Source organism: uncultured Proteiniphilum sp. (assembly GCF_937873925.1).
In the GTDB taxonomy this organism is placed as follows: domain Bacteria; phylum Bacteroidota; class Bacteroidia; order Bacteroidales; family Dysgonomonadaceae; genus Proteiniphilum.
On the sequence record NZ_CALNAT010000226.1, the window covers coordinates 17985 to 33790 of the forward strand.

Annotated in this window: 8 protein-coding genes; 2 read left to right on the top strand and 6 right to left on the bottom strand. The window is 43.9% G+C overall.

The features are described 5' to 3' along the window. The first annotated feature begins 5 nt into the window (after positions 1 to 5). Positions 6 to 1094, top strand: a complete 1089-nt coding sequence (locus Q0502_RS15375; protein ID WP_298652605.1) for a sialidase family protein — start codon at positions 6 to 8, stop codon at positions 1092 to 1094. 602 nt (positions 1095 to 1696) lie between these two features. Further along, positions 1697 to 3172, top strand: a complete 1476-nt coding sequence (locus Q0502_RS15380; RefSeq protein WP_298652607.1) for a serpin family protein — start codon at positions 1697 to 1699, stop codon at positions 3170 to 3172. 69 nt (positions 3173 to 3241) lie between these two features. Here Q0502_RS15380 and Q0502_RS15385 read toward each other — a convergent pair whose 3' ends face one another. The 6 genes from Q0502_RS15385 to Q0502_RS15410 all read right to left on the bottom strand — a co-directional run bounded on the left by Q0502_RS15385 (position 3242) and on the right by Q0502_RS15410 (position 15805). Continuing rightward, positions 3242 to 4657, bottom strand: a complete 1416-nt coding sequence (locus Q0502_RS15385; protein ID WP_298652609.1) for a Gfo/Idh/MocA family oxidoreductase — start codon at positions 4655 to 4657, stop codon at positions 3242 to 3244. 19 nt (positions 4658 to 4676) lie between these two features. Then, complete coding sequence (locus Q0502_RS15390) at positions 4677 to 8012, bottom strand: hypothetical protein (protein ID WP_298652611.1); 3336 nt, start codon at positions 8010 to 8012, stop codon at positions 4677 to 4679. 5 nt (positions 8013 to 8017) lie between these two features. Next, positions 8018 to 9424: a hypothetical protein gene (locus Q0502_RS15395; RefSeq protein ID WP_298652613.1), complete on the bottom strand. Its 1407-nt coding sequence runs from the start codon at positions 9422 to 9424 to the stop codon at positions 8018 to 8020. 19 nt (positions 9425 to 9443) lie between these two features. Next, positions 9444 to 10817, bottom strand: a complete 1374-nt coding sequence (locus Q0502_RS15400) for a DegT/DnrJ/EryC1/StrS family aminotransferase (RefSeq protein ID WP_298652615.1) — start codon at positions 10815 to 10817, stop codon at positions 9444 to 9446. 100 nt (positions 10818 to 10917) lie between these two features. Then, positions 10918 to 12672 carry a family 10 glycosylhydrolase gene (locus tag Q0502_RS15405; RefSeq protein WP_298652617.1) on the bottom strand — a complete coding sequence of 585 codons (1755 nt, stop codon included), beginning with the start codon at positions 12670 to 12672 and terminating at the stop codon, positions 10918 to 10920. Between the two features lie 25 nt (positions 12673 to 12697). Next, positions 12698 to 15805: a heparinase II/III family protein gene (locus Q0502_RS15410; protein ID WP_298652619.1), complete on the bottom strand. Its 3108-nt coding sequence runs from the start codon at positions 15803 to 15805 to the stop codon at positions 12698 to 12700. Position 15806: the final 1 nt, after the last annotated feature.

A 15806-nucleotide genomic window follows, 5' to 3' on the forward strand; every position in this document is an offset into this window, starting at 1 on the left:
TCGATGTGAGAAAAGCGCGAAACATTAGTATGATATTATTGATTTTACTTGTGGTATTTCCTGGTACTGTGAGTGCGACGCACCATTCTAATAAAAAAAAGGAAGAGTGTGTCCAGCTAAAATACAGGACAAAGTATGAAAAAGTGCTGAGAGCATCCGAAGATTTAGACCAATGGTCATACCTCGCTTTCCCTTCCGTATTACACATTACCCCTTCTACCATTTTGATCTCTTATAAGCGTGGGCAGGCTCACGGGGGAGATCCGGGCGCTAAACTTGAAATTATGCGGTACGATATAATCAATGAGAAGGAAATTGAAACCAGGATTATTGGCGATATAGATGAACTTATCTTTCAAATGGGAGAATGGGTGAAATTTCCGAATGACGATATTGTTAATTATGTTGATGTGCAAAAAATTGTACCTACTCCCGGCTACAGAAAAAATCATCGGACAGGAGTCTACTATTCTCGTTCTCAGGATGGTGGTAAAAACTTTGATCCAATGCGAAAAATGCAATCTGTAAATGGAATTGAATACGGATACGTGTTTGAAGATATAGTTGTTGGACCGCAGGTTTATATGTTGGTAATGACTTTTCCTGAATTAGTGGGAGAAATTGGAGAGGATGGATGGAAATATGGGAAAGTTCACGTAATTGTGTCAAATGATAATGGAAAATCATGGGAATTTGTGCGTGATTTAAGTGGTGAATTTGGAGAAATAGATATCAATGAAAGTTCTTTTATTCAATATGGGGAAGGATTTATTGTGACTACACGGGGATATGATGGACAACAACGCATGCATTTAACCAACAACAAATTTGAGGTTATCAGACAAGTCAATCTCACGGAAAAATATGACTGTATTCAGAATATAATTGGACGCCTGAGGCTTTTTAAAAAAGATGGAGCAATGTATTTGTTGGGAAGAGACTATACAACCCCTTTCAGCTTGAATTTATACAAGTTTGATCCTGAAACGCTGCAATTACACACGTATGCCGTTTTGGACCAGCGCCCAGGAGATGCTTATTATGCCGAAATCTTCTTTACTGAAAAAATGGTGAAACATTTTTCAATACAATAACATATGTAAAATCAGTGAGTAATTCACCTGATATTGTCAGATTGGAATTCTTATGGAAAGAAATCAATGGAATTGCAAGGTAAATCGAAACGACTTCTCGGAGAGAACCGGGATACCTTATGGATAAAAAGTAAGTAGAATATGAATTATTCAAGGCGGCGATTTATTACTATTGCATCTATAGGGCTTGTTTCATCTGCTATAAGTCATACAATATTTTCACGCAATATAGTAAGGAAACACGATCAGCATTCTGCGGCCGGCAGCCACCACCTGTTTTGCCTAAACTCTTCATGCGTAAAGATAAATGGAAAGACGTATGGAGCGCAGCCTAAGGTGAGGAAAAGGGTTCACCACCCAACGTCGGGAATGTGGAAGCGAACACCGACATGAAATAACAGGGTAGCCGGGAATTCTGAAAATCGAAAGTTATTATCTCGATCGACAAAAAAGTCAGCCTACAACGTGCCTCGTTAGCAATCATGCTATGTAATTTACATATATATATATCGCCAGTGTGAATGAATTGTGCATATCAATTCTTTTTGCGTATAATAATTTCAAACTATAACAGCATGATAAACAATAGAAAATTATTCACAATGCTGGTTGTCAGTTATTTATTGCTGGCATCAGGTTATGTTTCCGGCTTGCAAGCACAGGAAGCAGACGTTGTGCGGGTTTCAGGTACTGTGAGCGACGAATCGGGCAGTCCGATACCGGGTGTGGCGGTTATTATAAAGGGAACGAACAAAGGCATTGTAACAGATATGAACGGAGCATTTTCATTGAATGTTCCTGATGAAAATGCAATTCTGCAATTCCGTTTTATCGGTTATGCTGTTCAAGAAACCGTCGTGGGCATGCGACAGATAATCAACGTTGCGATGGCGGAGCTCGAAGCGCCGGTAGGTATCGAGCCTGCAAAACCTGTCAATTTGACAATAAACCAGCGCAAAAAAGCAGAAACCGACAATAGTGTTGCATTCAAAATGTTTAGGGAGGTTTCAAAACAGGAAGGCGACAATACTTTTTTTTCACCTTTCAGCCTCAATATGGCTCTGGGAATGCTCTACAACGGCACTTCAGACAAAACCCGCACCGAGATGGTCAAAGTGCTCGGGATAGCAGATTTTTCCGAAAGTGAAATCAACGAGTATTACCAAAAAATTTCGCAGGTTTTGTTAGAGATAGACCCGATTACGGATATTACTATCGCAAATTCTATTTGGTACCGCCACAATTTTCCCGTAAAAAATACTTTTATCGAAACCGGCAAAAAATACTTTGACACGGAAGTGCAGGTACTCGACTTCAATAATCCCAATGCTGCCGACGTTATCAACAAATGGTGTGCCGATAAAACGAAGAACAGAATCAATCATATCGTTGCCGGTCCGATACCTGACAATATGATGCTGTATCTAATAAATGCCCTCTATTTTAAAAGCAAATGGCAGATGGAGAAAAAGTTCGATAAGGAGAAAACAAAATTGGACGATTTTAATAAAACCGGCAATCAAAAGATAAAGGTGCAGATGATGGAACAGACCTCTACCCTGCCTTATTACGCTGACCAATACTTGCAATGCATTGAACTACCTTACGGAAATCAAGCATTCAGCATGGTAGCCATTCTTCCGTCCGGAAATATGAAAATCAACCAATTAATTGAGTATTTGCCAGATGCTGATTGGCAAAATATAGTGAACAGTATGCGGCAACAAAGAGTATGGTTGAAACTGCCACGGTTCAAAATTGAATGTAAACTTCCACTCAATCAACCGGTAAAGAATTTAGGAATGAATCGAATCTTTAACGGTGATTTTGCGAATATTTCAGATGAATCTTTGGCTGTATCCGAAATCAGACAAAAAACATTTGTGGAAGTAAATGAAGAAGGTACTGAAGCAGCGGCTGTCACAGTCACAGCAATCGTTGCATTTGGCACCCAGAAAAGAGGAGATCCTATTGAGCCTGTACGTTTTTTTGCCGACCGCCCTTTTCTGTTCCTGATCAGAGAAAAAAGTACCGGAGTGATACTGTTTATTGGACGGATAGACGAGCCCCGCGAATAATGACTGACGAAGTGGAGAATTTGTGTAATTGCGAAATCGAAATGGGACTAAAAAAAGATCAGTGTGAATCTATAATCTTACCGTTGTGGTATCGCCTTCCGATAAGGAGAGGTCCACAGGTTTGTTTGTTTTCCAGGCACCATGCGTAAAATCAGGAATATCCACGGGTTTTGAACGGTTCGATACGGACTTTTCACTTAACGGAATAATCACGCTCCATGCAGCGGCGTCATAGACGTCGATATCCATCGGGAGCCCATTTCTCAAGCAATCAATGAGCCGCCATGTCATTAAAAAATCCATTCCCCCGTGTCCTCCCACTTTTTGGGCCATATCACCTATCCGTTTTACTATCTCGGGCATATACCGGTCGTTGATTTTCTTCATCTCTTCGTCGTCGAGCCATTGACTACCCAAAGAAATCCTGGCGGGTAAAGGATATTTCTGGGCGGCGCCTTTCGTGCCGCTGATCATGTGAATGCGGGAATACACCCGGGGACTGGTTATATCATGCTGGAGCATGATGGTACGCCCTTTCTCCGTTCTGATTATCGACGTATTTATATTCCCTCTGTAAGAGTTGGTATCATACTTTTTATAAAATAGATCATCTTTTGCCAGTTCCGACACTTTCTTTCCCAATATGAAGTCATTTGAAGACATTGAAGTCATATAGTCCAGTTTATCCCCTCTGTTTATATCCATGACCTGACAAACAGGACCTAACCCGTGTGTAGGGTACAGGTTCCCGTTATGGCGCTGACTTTCTTCCAAACGCCACATGTTATTATCTTTTGTCTTTTCATAGATTGACTGATGATGAATATACGCGGCATCGGCATGGACAATATTCCCGAAAAAGCCCTGTCGGGTCATATTCAGCGTCAGTAATTCGAAGAAATCATAGCAACAGTTTTCCATCATGTAACAATGCTTCTTTGTCTTCTCCGATGTCTCCACCATTTTCCACGCTTCGTCAACGGTGGCTATGGCAGGTACTTCAACAGCTACATGCTTGCCACATTCCATAGCATACACAGATATTTGTGCATGGAGCGGCCCTCTTGGGACAGCAATACTGATCAAATCTATATCATGATCTTCGCATACTCTTTTCCATGCATCTTCACTTCCGGTATAGACCTGTGCTTCCGGTAATTCCCGTTTTCTGAGTAACTGTTGGACATTTTCAATACGGAATGGTACAATATCGCAAATCGCCTTTATTTGCACGCCTTCCAGGAAGGTCATCTGGTTCAGATTCGAATAACCGCGATTTCCTATCCCGATAAATCCTACACGAACGATATCCAACTTGGGAGCCCGATAGCCACACATGTTGAAATACTGTCTTTTTTCTGTTCCGTTAGATAAGATTTCATGTGTTTCTGAAATGGATTTTTCAGCACGAAGACCGGGGATAAAGCCTAAGCCCATACTTCCGGCCGTTATCTGTTTTAAAAAATGTCGTCTGTTTGTTTTCATGCGATTTTTCTATTAAATATCATTCCTGAAGAAGATATACAATGCCGTATTTATCCACTGTACCTCTGGGCACTCTCACTTTATAACGGTTTTTTCCTGTTTTTTGAATGTCGACCTTTTTATGTCCTTCCGCGTCGGGCGAAGCATAATAGGCTTTTTTGAAAGAGGGTAAGGTAATCTCAAAACTTATATCCTCATTGATTGGTTCCCAGGCAGGATCGGGCAGGGGAAGCGTATCCCCGTGTTTTACTTTCACTCCTGTAGCATTCAGTAAATGAATCATTATACTATTCCTTTTTTTCTCCGTGTCTTTATAAGCCGTTACAAGCACTTTGGAAGGAATAGATAATGATTTGAACATCATCGGTCCGATCGCATTCTCTAATATTTTTTCGTTGAATGCGGTTATTTTCGGATCGGGGGTAAAGCGGTATATCATTCCGGTTTCCCTGATCGACGGGCAAAATTCGTTTATCATGCTTTTATTCCGGGTATATATTATCTTCCCTTTACCGTATTTCAGTTCTACCCACCCTGTTTCTGCGGCTTCAGCTAACCGGCTTTCGGTTAAGATATCGCCGAATGCCCTTTTATCTCTGACTTCACCATACGGCGTAAACATTCCCGCGTCTCCTGTAAGGAGTAAGGTGCCACCGTCAAAGATAAATTGTTTTAATGTACGTTCCTGTTCATCCGAAATACAATCCATTCCCGGTGCCAACAGTACCCTGAATCTCGAGATATCCTGATCAGGGATTGCATCATCCAGGATAAAGGTATGGGGTATATGCTTTGAAGCCAGGAACTGGCCGGTTCCCATTATTTCTTTGGGATAGTTCCCAGTGTTCTTCATAGACCAATCCCTCGTCGATCGTGAAAACACCACTGCAATATCGGTATAGGGGACAGATGTTATCTTATCCATATTTTCTTTCCAGCCTGTATAGGGATTCATCTTTTCCTTCTCTGCAAAATCAACCAAAGACCAGGTTACTTGTCCGAACATGTTGTTCATCGCCCATCCTATAAGGGCATAGTTGAATACTCCGTCAGGATAGACCAACCCGAAGATAGGAGATCCGTATGTTTCCCTGAGGCTGTTATACATATTTCTGCTGGTGAAATTATAGCGATAATCGTCCCATACGTCGCGGCTCATGATTTCGGTGCCTAAAAAGTCTTTTGACCTGGCGCTCAAAGGAAGGTCTCCTCCCTGCCCGTATGAAGCGGCATTGGCCAGAAATCCCCCTTCCGAGTAGTATTCCAGGTTTGAAAAATAGGGATTGATCTGGTGGGTTAGATTGCTTAGATCGATTCTCCATTGAGCCATGGCATGCTTGCGCCATTCAATCCAGGTTTTCCATAATTTTGATGATTTATTATGTAATAGCGGGTTGGTTTCATCATCCGGCAATACCAATCCGGTAATATCGGTAAATGATTTCCTGCAATGGGAACAATTACAAAAATTCGCATAATGAAAGACCGTTTCATCCAGCATGAAACCATCAATATTGGTGTTTTTTATATGCTCGGAAATATAAGGGAAGAAATATCCGTATTTAAAACCAGGGTTTACGGGACATAATCCCCATGTAGGCAATCCATTGGTATGGTTATGCTGTAAATAACCGGGGTTTGCAGCCAGGAACCGGAATCCCATATCGGCATTCCACAATATTGTCAGGTCCTGGTGATCGATGATCTTCATTCCCTTTTGATGGGCTATTTCCACGGTTTGCCTGATATTCTCTTCCACCCGTTCCAAATGCGTGGCATAGGTATGCCTTGAAAGAAAACCATTCAATATCACCGCGTTTACTCCACTGTTTTTGATCTGTTCCAGTCTTTTTTCAATTTTTTCGGGTGTATTGAATTCATTGAAGGTGCCCCAGTTGTCGGGTCCCATGGTTCCCAACGGGCTATTGAACCGCCAGGCCAGTTCGTCCGCCTGTTGGTCGGGCAACGCTGTTCCCAGTTCCGGGAATTCAGGGATCTCTGCCGTTTCCTTTATTTCACCTGCGAGTGGTGAAAAAGTGAGTGCTTTCCCATAAACCGGAGGAGTGTCATAATAGTTTGCGAAGAGGATACCCGGGCAGAAACCGTCTTTCTTCAACCAGTTTCCCCGCCTGAATTGATAATCTTCTTCACGGTGCATGAACAATTGAAACCCGATGACACTCACTGCCCAATCCCCTTCAAAGCTGATAGCGGCGTTACCATCTTCTATCCATCGCACCAGGGTGACCTCGGCCATTTTACCTTTGTTAATTGTAATGTCATGGTAAATTTGTTCTCCGTCGAATGTGACGGAAAAAGGACCTTCTTCCTTATGCAATGCACTTGATTTTACTGTAATAAGGTATAATCCCGGGCGTAATCCATCTGTAATGAAGGTGTTGGGGCTTGTAGAAGAGCAGGAGGCATACAATGCCCCGGGGTGCTTGTCTCCCTCGATAGAGAGTCCTTCGGTACGCTGCCACCCGTAGCCTGCCGCCGGATCATACCGGTCTGTTCCCGCATGGGTGAAATCTTCTCCGGCCTTGTCGTTGAAAGAGAATAATTTTTCTTTCTTGAGTTCGGAGAAGTAGTGATAATAGGTGGCGGCATGATGGTTTGCATAATCATTTTTATCTCCCTCGAAAAGGGTGAGTTTACTGGTAAAATCACCTCCATAATGCGTGGCGGATGTCGAAAAGGAGAGCTCTATCATATCCCCTTTTTTGGCTACCGTCCATTGTGCTACCATCGTATTGATACTCGCCACATAGTAGGTGCTGACTCCATGTGGGTTGAAATCGAAAGTAATAGACCCTTTCGGGGTGTTGAAGGTGATCCACCGGGTTCCGGTCGTGATATCTCCATCGGGCATGGAGGAATCAAAACGGCCGTTGCTCCATTGGGCATTAAACGAACGTCCCGTCAAAGCATCCCATGTTGAATTATTTAACGTGGAGGCAGGCACCAGGATTTTATAGGTGATACGCGGGGAAGGATACTCCTCCATCAAAGCATCCTGATGTACCTGAAAAGTCAATTCTATCTTTTTTCTATCGGGGGATAACCCTATTTCCCGGCGGTAGGGGGCTACTGTATTACTGTTCCATACATTGATGGTTTGCCAGTCGTTTTCACGTGTGATCATAAAAGTTTCGGCGTGATCACCCACGGTGTGGCCTGCCGCCCAGGAGAGGGAGTCGTTGCACAGCAGTATTTCCCCTTTCCATTTCACTTTTATATCGGGTTCGGCGGCAATCTCCAGCGATGATCCTTCCGCGGTAAATATTTCTTGTGCACGGGACACTCCTGCTCCCATAAGGACAAAACAGAAAAAAACGATAAATGATCTCTTCATAGCTTTTACATCTCTGAAATGTACACTTCGAGGGGAGACAACGTCTCCTTTTGAATACCGGGTATATTGAGCGGCAAATTATCCGTTTTACTTGTGTTGGATGCTATAATATACTTTTTCTTCTCATCTTTTTTGATCATGATATGTAAATTATTATCTACCTTCTTATCAATCGTATTCATTTTAACAATAGGCAAATTGTCATTCAATTCGCCTAACATTGGTAATAAAGCATCGAATACTTCCGGTGTTTTGCTCCAGTCGTTCCAAAACAGGATACCTGTTGCCCCATGGATTACTGAAGTATAGATTTGGCATTTTACTATTTGAATATATTCTTCGGGAGCCATATTGGCGGGTTTGGCATACCCGTTCCCGTCAAAATAGATCCAGATGGGGGTATCGGGGCCTAATCCTTCCCTCAGCGCATCTACCGTTATGCCCGACAACACGGGATAGGCGAAATAATCACGAAAAGCATTTATTCCGAAAACATCCCCGCTTCCTTTATATCCTGACGCGATCAACCTTGTATTCTCATACCAAACGGACTTCAAAGTATCAAAATCATATTCTGTATAGGAATATTTTCCTTCATTGAATTGATAAACAGGAAGGCCGTTATGGGCCTGGTAAAACCCCAATAGAGGGATTTCACACCCGAGTGCTCCCGGATCGACCAGTTCGTAAGGGGGATCTTTGGGGAGGCTGTCATGGGTGTGTAGATACTTCTCCTCAAATAAATAGGTACTCCCTTTACAGTGGCCTAATAAATCGACAAAAACAAGCGCATTCGGGTCATAATGCTTCACCCTTTCATTGATTTTCGCTCCCATGGAAGGCGGGACAGCCCATTTACTTACCCCTCCCAATGCGATCTCATCGATATGTGAGTAGATATATTGATCATTGGGAAGCGTTTCCAGTATCTTTTGAATCTCCGCATCTAAATATTCCTCGAATTCAGGGCTGTCTACTATTTTTTTCATATACTGGCTCCTGTGATAATCTTTATCCTTTCCGTCCGGTAAACCGGGAACCTGATCCAGGTATTTATAAAGCATAGGAGAAAAAGGGTTCAGTATATGTATTTTTTCCGACATATAATCTTTTTGAAGTCCGGGCGTCATGAAAACCATATTAATCGGAGCGGTTCGTTCCCTGAAAAGCGATGTGTTCTGTTGATATTGCTGTTCATCCGATTCCACGGAATCGGTAAAGATATACCCGGGCACATGCCAGGTTCCGATAGCGAAAAACTTTTCAAACGTATCGCCGGAAAGCTTTTTTTGTAAAACCCAACCGTCGTCATATTTCCATTCCAACCCGGCAGACGATTGTTTTACTGGCCCGGAACAGGCGGCCAACACAAAAAACAAGGAGGCGATTATCAAATAATTTATTGTCTTCATAATATTACAGCGTCTCTATTTATTTGAGCTTCGCAACGTTATTGTGGATTTTATCCACCGCGTTGATGATGTCGTCCATGTCGGATTTTGATCCGAGCATGAGTCCGCCATTCCAAATCCAAAGAGCAGAGTTATAAGTCTTAATCAAGGACGGACAGTGATTCTTCTGTTTGTATTCTTCAAAATTCAGTTCGCTCGCGGAGTAGCATTTTTTATAAATGTCAGATGCGAATACTTCCTTAAGCATGGGTTGACCGTAAAGCGGATCATTCGGATAACCGGTCGCCACCGGAACTCCTTCTGCATTGAGCGCCTCAATGAACCGTTTGCGTGGGAGCCCGCCCATCTTGTCTTCATTGTAAACCATTGCATAAATGTAGTAAGAAGCAGCAGTAGCTCCTTTGTGTAATTTGACGGGGGAGACGCCGGGATATGCCGCAAGTCTTTCGTTCAGGTATGCCCCGTTTTCGTTCCTTATTTTGTGTTGCTCTTCCAATTTTTCCATCTGGCACAATCCTATGACAGCCTGGTACTCGGCCATACGAATCTTATTCGCCAGGATGAGAGCCGAGATGGAACTGATCTGTCCGGACACGGATCCTGATGCATAACCAAAATTATGGTACGAATAAAGTCGGTCGTAATATCCGGTGTCATCAGTCAGAATTCCGCCTCCTTCGCCAATGGGTAGGTTTTTCGATGCCTGGAAGCTGAAGCAACCGGCATTGCCGAAAGTTCCGACTTTCTTTCCCCCAATTTCTGCGAGGTGGGCCTGACAAGCGTCTTCCACGACGAACAAATTATGTTCTTTGGCTATTTTCATGATTTCCGGCATATCAGACGGATATCCGCAGATGTGAACCGGCAGAATACCCTTGGTTCGCGGAGTGATTTTTTTCCTGATCTGTTTGGGATCTATTTGAAAGGTTGTCGGGTCAATATCCGCGAAAACCGGCATGGCGCCTTTATAAAGGATACCGAAAATTGAGGCGCTGAAGGTGTAAGGGGAGCAGATTACCTCGTCACCGGGACCAATGTTGGATTGCATCCAGGCGGCACTTAAAGCGTTAGTACCGTTCACCGTGGTGAGGCAATGTTTCGAACCGTGCATTTCCGCCCATTTTTTTTCAAATTCACTCACTTTCTGGCTGCGTGACCAGACCAGATTACCCATCACTTCGTTCATTTTAGGGTTGAATTTTTCAGCATCCCATTGCGGCCATTTTTGCCATTTCTTATTGCCTCGAACCGGTGTCCCACCGAGAATTGCAAGTTTATCTTGTGTATCCCGCGAATTTCCGAAAACGGGTGTAAAACCCGAAATTGCTACTCCTGCGGTTGCGGCTGCAGCCGTACCTATAAAATGACGGCGACTGATTTCATTACTTTTCATATTGGTTATTTTTTAATAAAATATTGTTATTCTGATCTGTTATCGTTATTTAAACGTTTGTTGCTTTTGATTATTTTGTAGGGTGTAATCATAGTCGTGATCAATGGCTGTATCGTTCGATCACTTCTACCATTTCATCCGAGAAATAGGAATAGGCAAACAGGCAAAATCCCCGGTAACCGTATTGTTTTACCATTTCAAGTTGTTGGCCCACTATCTCTGCATCCATGGGAACAGTGGTGTTATTTTTTCTGGTGTACAATTTTAGTCCCGGATATATTCTTTCCGACATCCCTTCAGGTGTATAAAGTACCTGTTCATCAAGGATGTCCTTCAGATCGTCCAATTTATCGGTATAATTCATAGGAAAAATATAATCGACTATATTTTCGGACAGGAGTTCCCGGCTGTCGCGGTAGATGCCGTGGTATTGCTGGGGCCCGACGCCCGAGGCGGATGTGACCGGCAAATTCGGATCCTTCTTCTTCACCATCTTACTTACTTCACGGAACAGCTCTTTAAGATAGCTTGCCCTCCACTCGATCCATTGCTTGCGCTTCTCGCCCATCGGGTCGGGGCCGGTCACGCCGGCCTGTGTCCGCAATCCGGTAATCACATCCTTAAAGTACTCCATTACCTGCGGTGAATCGCTGTGCATGAGCTGGAAGCCAATTACAACCACTTTCCCTTTTTCTTTTTGGTTAATCGTAACCACAGGTTCATCCGTATCCAGACGGGCAATAATATCCGCTTTTTCCGTGACCAGAGAACTGCCACCTATTTTAACCCGCAGGGTATCGATCGATTTTCCGAACAGGTCATCCGAAACCTGCAGTCTGATCCGTTCGGTTTTGAAACCCCGGGCTCCTTTTACTCCGGTCAATGCACCCAACAGATTTTTTTCAAATAAACTGTTATCCGGGGAGATCCAGATGATATCGCCGCCCCGTTTCACATACCTGTCCAGTGCTTTGGACATTTCATCCGGTATATGATTGTAATAGGAGATGATCAACAATCCCGGCACTCTCAATGCATCGATATTGGCCGGTTTTTCCGAAATATAGGCATAGCCTACTCCAGTCCGGTTCAGGTTTCTTTCAATCGTACCTAATGTTGCCACGTATGGAGTGCTTGCATCAGGGCATAACATCCTGACCGGGTATCGATCTTCGGCAGGCGGAACAATCCGCTCTGGGTGATCGAAAAAATCCTGGGGGTCAAAATTATAAGAGGCTTTAAAGCGGTTCCGCGCCGCTTCCGAATAATCAAAGGCGGCATTCCAGTAACGGGAATAATCGAGATGGATGCCGTCGATATCATATTCCAGCAATTCTTCCAATACCGACAACAGGTAGGGATTTACATCCGGATGTGCCGCCGATAAGTACACGTGATCATAATTGTTGTCAACAAATGGTTTACTTATCCAGTCGGGATGTTTTGGAATCGAATAATAGGTACAACTCCAGGGTTGAACCTTTATTCCGGCCTCATGCGCTTTTTCTATCAGATAGGCGAGCGGGTCATACTCTTCGTCTGCATGTACTTTACCTATAAAGTTTTTTGATTTGAACCAGACTTCATCCCGTAACATAATGTCGGGCAAAAGGGTATTGATACCCGCCAGTTGACATTTTTCAATCAGGTTATCCACGGTTTCCCGATCCTTGAATCCCGGAGGATCCACCCATAGGGCACGAACATGGAATTGAGGTCCCGGGGTAGTTTTATTCAGGATTCCGTTACATCCCGGAAAAAGAATACTAACCAGTACAATTTGAATGATCGATAATATAATTATCTTTTGGCAATATAACCTTTTCTTTATTGTTCCGCTAATAGATGCAAGCATACTTAAATATTTTATATAAATAATTTTATTTTTCCCATGAAAAAGAAGATTTGATCAAAAATTGATCTCCCACTCCGATATTGGATAGCCATGCTTCATCTCCCTCCTTCAAAGAAGAGGATGAAGAACCTTCTTCCAATACTAATACTCCTCCTTTCTCCAGCGCCGAAAGGAATCCGATCTGTTTCAAATTCTTGTCAAGAAGCATTGTTCCCGTATAGGATTGGGAAAATGTGAAGGTTGTCTTTGTTCCCAGTCTGTTTTTTTCAAGATTATCAACACGCAGGCGTCCCACCAGAAGATCGTCCCGGGTTGTTATTTCCAGCACTCCCTTGTTTTCCTTCACTTTTTGCAGAGGATGGACCGTGGTTCTGTACGGATTGATAAAGAAAGCGACACGTCCTGCCAATGTCTCGAAAGAATATTGCTCCGTATTTTCCAGTTTTACCTGAAATGTCTGGTTTGAAGCATCGATCTTATGCACTATACCACGAATTTCTTTAGAGACAAACTTTTTTTTCCCGGAATAGAAATAAGATCCGTTACTATAAAAAACGCGTACTAATTCACCTTGTTTAAAAGTAGCCGCTACGCTTACGGCATCCGTTTGTACGTCAAAACCGGATAAGACCTTTGCTGATTGTGCAGGATCATAGATGATCACATCCTTCACACTATCGCGATCAATTACGACCACCTGTCCGCTCCCTTGGTCGGGTTTGGTTAGCCGTGCCTGCCGGATTAAAGGAACATCTCCTTTATAGGGTTCCAACACACTTACAAATGTGCTGTGCAGGGGAATTCCATTTTCTGATTTCCGGGTCGCGATCAGGTATTTTAGGAGATGTTCCCTTGCCCTGGGTTTATTATAGGCATCAGCCATAGAAACCTCCTGATTCCCTTCGGAGAGCAATTGTATGCGCAGGCGTGCTTCTTCATTGCGCAGATGACGGTATTCCAACATACCGTTCCCGCTTTCAAGCTGTTGCACATTAAACAGATGCTGGAACCCTGATCCCCGGTATCCGGCGTAACCGGTCTGATACCCCTGTTTTTGAAGATTCTCGTCGTCATATATCGTTCCGGGCTCCACCCCCGTTCCTGCGAAAGTACCGGGTAATGGATCACTCCAGACGCTTCCCGGCGAATAAACTTTGCCGGGAGGTCCATGCAGCGAATAATCGTGCCGGCTGCCTCCCTCTATATGAAAAAAATCAACAAAATAGCTTTGGGCATCATCCGTATCCACCATCACTATATTCCGCCGGTATGTACGGGCATTTGAATAAGCGGGGGAAGAGGCATCCATCACCCGGGCAAAAGCACCATCCGTAAAATCATGTAATATTCCCGGAAGGTTTCTTTCCTGTCGCTTTTCATCCACTACTACGGTATTGTGGGAAATTGTATTCTGTGACCAGGTATAGATTCCCTGTACATAATTATTCATTGCATCCGGATACCCTAAATCGGGCATCATCTTTTGTCCGTTGGCAAAGATCTCAATATTCAGGAAATCCCAGTGAAAGTGAGAATAATGCATCCCGTAAGTGAAAGAAGCCGCTGTTTTATCTTGTCGATTATTTAATATTCCCAGGCCATATCCGGCAAAAAGGCGCGAAGATTGGACCGGGACCGTCCTGCTGCCTTTCATATCCGTCATGTAGGGGAGAGGTTCCCGGAACAAAGCCCCGAATGAAGTAAAAATTTTTTCTCCCGGCAAATTAACCCAATTCAGGTAACGATTATCTTTGTAGTAGCTATAGGCTATATGGTAAGTATCGGGATTCTTTCCCGTGATACCACCTAAAACAGAACCTCCATCCCCGCAATCAGGGGTGTATGAGCCGATCGCAACCATGTCCAAAGGTGCATCCAGCATTTTTTTAAACCGGTATTCCGAAAAGAGGTCTATCTTCCCTTTAAGCAACGTTTCCGCGATATCGGTCAGGCTAACGACCCAGATATTGTTATAGCCGGGCGATTCGTAAGGGATCCCATCTCTCCCGATCTGGTTGTACAGGGCAAATCGTAATCCGTTTGTCGCCACACGGGAGGAGGGCTCATTGAGCATCCGGTCCATCGCCTTGTCCCGGCCTGCATATTGCCGGGATAAATGCAACGAGACAAGGGCATTCTGGTGCATCCCGAAGTTTCCCAATATCTTTTCCTGTTGAATCGCATCCAGGCCTTCCTCCAGAAGATTGGCTTCAATAAATGCACGGAGCTCTTTTCCCGTTTTTCCTGTGCGTTCCTGGAGCTCGACTTCCCGGTCGATCTGCTCCCATACCATATCATAAGTATCCGCAAAATTTTTAATCATCCGGGTTTCCCATATCCGGTTCAATATTTTGCCGGAGTAACGTACATTCCGCTGCTTCATTATCAAACCATAGCGCGATTGGTTCTCGTGATCCATCGACGGATAAACCGAGGCGATACGGTAAAGCATGTCAATGGCTTTTGATGCATACTGTCGGTTTCCGGTCAGGAGATAAGCCTGTCCCAGTGTCAACAGACCCGGGCTGATATGGTTGCACCATATCCATTGATTGGCATGTGCCACAAACCAATACCGTTCCCCCTGCGGCGAGACCCATCCCCAGCCATCGTCCACGTATTCCGTATCCCATCCTTTCTTATCGGTAAATCCGCTTGTATAATATGCCGCGTAATCATTGGATGGGAATACCTGACCGTCTATCGGACATTTTACCTGAAAAGGATGTTTCGGATCAATGATCCACGGATAAGTTCCTCCCACCTTAAACACCGAATCCCCGTGAACGGGGCATCCCAGCGCGCTGAGGTCGAATGCGCGGGGTACAGAGGCCTCCGTGATCAATTTCGACAACGCTTCGTCATTGAATTCGAGCCAATAATCGGCTCTTTTCAGGATTGCTTTTTGGAGGGAATTCACCGTTGTATACCGGCCAATGTTATTTTTTGCCAGGGAGATAAGCGTGTCGGGGTAGATCATTCGCTTATCCTTTGGCGGATATTTAATTTCCCTCTCCGGCACTTTCCTGAACGGAGGAATTATGTCTTGTCCCGGAGATTGTGCCAAAAGTATGGCACGATAAAAGAGAAGAACAAAAATAAGTGGAAATAGCTTCTTAAATACTGGTTTCATT

Coding starts and splice junctions, on each gene's coding strand:
- Q0502_RS15385 (WP_298652609.1), bottom strand. CDS start 4,657: ATGAAAACAAACAGACGACATTTTTTAAAACAGATAACGGCCGGAAGT.
- Q0502_RS15410 (WP_298652619.1), bottom strand. CDS start 15,805: ATGAAACCAGTATTTAAGAAGCTATTTCCACTTATTTTTGTTCTTCTC.
- Q0502_RS15390 (WP_298652611.1), bottom strand. CDS start 8,012: ATGAAGAGATCATTTATCGTTTTTTTCTGTTTTGTCCTTATGGGAGCA.
- Q0502_RS15380 (WP_298652607.1), top strand. CDS start 1,697: ATGCTGGTTGTCAGTTATTTATTGCTGGCATCAGGTTATGTTTCCGGC.
- Q0502_RS15395 (WP_298652613.1), bottom strand. CDS start 9,424: ATGAAGACAATAAATTATTTGATAATCGCCTCCTTGTTTTTTGTGTTG.
- Q0502_RS15400 (WP_298652615.1), bottom strand. CDS start 10,817: ATGAAAAGTAATGAAATCAGTCGCCGTCATTTTATAGGTACGGCTGCA.
- Q0502_RS15405 (WP_298652617.1), bottom strand. CDS start 12,672: ATGCTTGCATCTATTAGCGGAACAATAAAGAAAAGGTTATATTGCCAA.